Annotated in this window: 1 protein-coding gene; it reads left to right on the top strand. The window is 38.7% G+C overall.

Translation table 11 applies throughout. The features are described 5' to 3' along the window. Positions 1 to 1,085 (top strand): sigma-54 interaction domain-containing protein (locus AC1DUW_RS29245; RefSeq protein WP_477644242.1); only part of this gene is annotated, 1,085 nt, incomplete at its 5' end. Positions 1,086 to 1,312: the final 227 nt, after the last annotated feature.

The following is a 1,312-nucleotide window of genomic DNA, read 5'->3' as shown; positions in this document are numbered from 1 at the left end:
CGCTCCCCATTTATGTAGATGGGTTTATAGTTGGTGCCATAGAAATAGCGAAGGATTATTCGAGTTTGAAGCAGTTATCTGAACGGTTAGCTGACCTGGAAAGCTCGCTCAAGACAATGAAAGGTCCTGAAAAAAAAGCGGAAGTGAATGGTGATTTATATACGTTTAACGATATTTTAACCAGTGATACTGAATTCAGAAACATAATCTCACTAGGGAAAAAGGCTGCCCGTTCCTCTTCCTCTGTATTAGTTTATGGAGAAAGCGGTGTAGGAAAAGAACTTTTTGTTCAAAGTATCCATAAGGATTCTAACCGCCGAAAAGAACCGTTCATCGCACAAAATTGTGCGGCTTTACCAGAAAATTTATTAGAATCTCTATTATTCGGTACCGCTAAAGGCAGTTATACAGGTGCAGTGGATCGCCAGGGTTTATTTGAATTGGCCAATGGTGGCACCTTGTTTTTGGATGAATTACAATCGATGCCGATTGACCTGCAGGCAAAGTTGCTGCGGGTGCTTGAAGACGGGTTTATTAGGAGGATAGGTGCCGCAAAGAATGTCCAGGTGGATGTAAGAATTATGGCAGCGATGAATATAGATCCGAAAAAAGCCGTTACGGAAAACAAGTTACGAGCAGATTTATTTTACCGATTACATGTATTAAGCTATGAGCTGCCTCCGTTGAGAGAGCGCCCTGAAGATATATTACTCCTTACTAATCATTTTATTTTATTCTATAACAAGAAATTAGGACTTTCCATAGAGGGAATTGATGAGAATACAAAAGTTTTCTTACAGAATTATCATTGGCCAGGGAATGTTAGAGAGCTTAAGCATACGATAGAATTCATGATGAATCATACAGAAAAAGATATATTAACACTTGAAGATTTGCCGCAGTTTTTAAAAAAACGTCCCACTTCAAAAGAAAAAATACTTCCACTGCGTCAGGCAATGATGGAAATGGAGACGAAGTTGATCACCGAGGCTCTTCTTCAAACAGGAGGCAATGTCTTTCAGGCCTCGAAACTATTGAAGATTCCACGGCAAACCCTGCAATATAAAATGAAAAAACATACTTGAATGTTTAAAATTCGGATGGACCATGTAATCCGGATTTTTTTATGGGTATATGTAGTTTTTGGTTAATTTTGGCATCCATCTTGCATTAAATACTACTATCAAGACTCAGGAGGTATTACCATGTTATTTGACTTATATAAGCCCGAGCGTAATTGGAAAGATATAGAGCTATGGAAAGATGTAACCGATGAACAATGGAACAACTGGCTGTGGCAGCTTACGAATAC

The sequence above is a fragment of the Peribacillus sp. P4_C12 genome, from assembly GCF_056402095.1.
Note: the sequence above shows the minus strand (reverse complement) of the source record. Positions and strands in the feature narration are given on the sequence as shown.